This window comes from Stenotrophomonas sp. GbtcB23 (assembly GCF_019091045.1).
Taxonomy (GTDB): Bacteria; Pseudomonadota; Gammaproteobacteria; order Xanthomonadales; family Xanthomonadaceae; genus Stenotrophomonas; species Stenotrophomonas rhizophila_A.
The window spans coordinates 1-1,538 of the sequence record NZ_JAGXKC010000109.1; the positions used below are offsets into that span (position 1 = coordinate 1).

The 1,538-nt window shown below is 61.8% G+C and carries 2 pseudogenes; both read right to left on the reverse strand.

Annotated features, from left to right (window positions below):
- Window positions 1-368, reverse strand: a pseudogene (locus tag KVS69_RS18180) (copper resistance protein B); the annotation flags it as partial.
- A pseudogene (locus KVS69_RS18185) lies at window positions 365-1,538 on the reverse strand (copper resistance system multicopper oxidase); the annotation flags it as partial. The pseudogenes KVS69_RS18185 and KVS69_RS18180, both read right to left, overlap by 4 nt.

Genomic DNA, 1,538 nt, shown 5'->3' on the forward strand with positions numbered 1-1,538 from the left:
ATGCCCTGCATCGACTGCGCCTGCGCTGTGGGCGCCGCAGGTGTGCTCGCGGGCGAGCCGTGCCCCATCTGCGAATGGTCCATGCCCTGCATGGCAGGCTCGGCTGCGTTAGCCTGCGGCTCGGCGTGGCCCATCGCCGCATGATCGATCGTCGCTTCGCTCGTCTTGGCCGGTGTTGCAGGCTTTTGGGCTGGCGCAGGTTTTGATGTAGGCGCCTGATGTGCAGAGTGATCCTGAGTCTGGGTCTGCGCGCCCTGCTCCATCTGCATGGAGCCGTGCTGCATAGATTGGGCGCTGGCCGCATTGGCCAGGGCCAGCGAGATAGCCGTCAGCGCAGTCAGGGTGGTATCGCGTCTATTGATGTTCATTCGTCGACCCTCACCGTGCGTATCATTCCGGCTTCCATGTGATAAAGCAGGTGGCAATGGCACGCCCCGCTGCCCAACGCATCGCCACGCACGCGATCCGTGCGTCGGCTACCTGGCGGCATATCCACCGTGTGCTTGCGCACCATGAAGTTGCCGTTGTCGTCCTCCACGTCACTCCACATGCCGTGCAAATGGATGGGATGGGTCATCATCGTGTCGTTAACCAATACGATGCGCATACGCTCGCCGTAGTTCAGCCGCAGCGGCTCGACATCGGAAAACTTCTGACCGTTGAAGCCCCAGGAGAATTTCTCCATGTGTCCGGTCAGATGCAGCTCGTTCTCGCGACCGGGGTCGCGTCCGTCAGGGTCTTCAAAGGTGCTCTTGAGCATGGAATACGTCAGCACATGACGGCCGTTATCGCGCAGGCCATTGCCCGGATCATCCAAGCGCGAACTCACGCTCATGGCTTGGTTGTCCAACAGGGGATTGTTGGTCTCGCTAGCAGGGTGTGATTGCATGCCCCCGTGCTGCATGCCTGCCATGGCACCATCGCCGGCGGCGGGCATCGCATGGCCTGCATGGGCCGAGGTCGCGTTACCGCTGACAGGTGGGGTCATGCCAGGCATGCCCATGGCCGCACCACAGCCGCCTTCCATGCCCTTGCTGCCGCCAGACATATCCATCGACCCATGATCCATGCCCATGTCTGCCATCGTCAGCAGCGGCCGGGGATCCACAGACGGAACGGGCGCGCGTAATCCTTCGCGCACAGCGAGCGTGCCGCTGATGTAGCCGGTGCGACCGGAGTCTTGGGCAAAGATGGTGAATGCGTCCTGCCCGGAGGGCTCCACGATCACATCGAAGGTTCCTGCTACCGCGATGCGGAACTCGACGACGGAAACCGGATGGACATACAAGCCATCTGCCGCCACCACGGTCATCTTCAGCCCCGGAATACGCACATCGAAGTACGTCATGGCAGAGCCATTGATGAAACGCAGGCGCACCTTCTCGCCACTGCGGAACAAACCGGTCCAGTTGCCCAGTGAGGTCGTGCCGTTCATCAGGTAGGTGTAGGTGTTGGCGTTGACGTCGGACAGGTCCGTGGGCGTCATCCGCATCACGCCCCACATCTTGTGATCTTCCTACGTGGCCGACAGGCCGTTG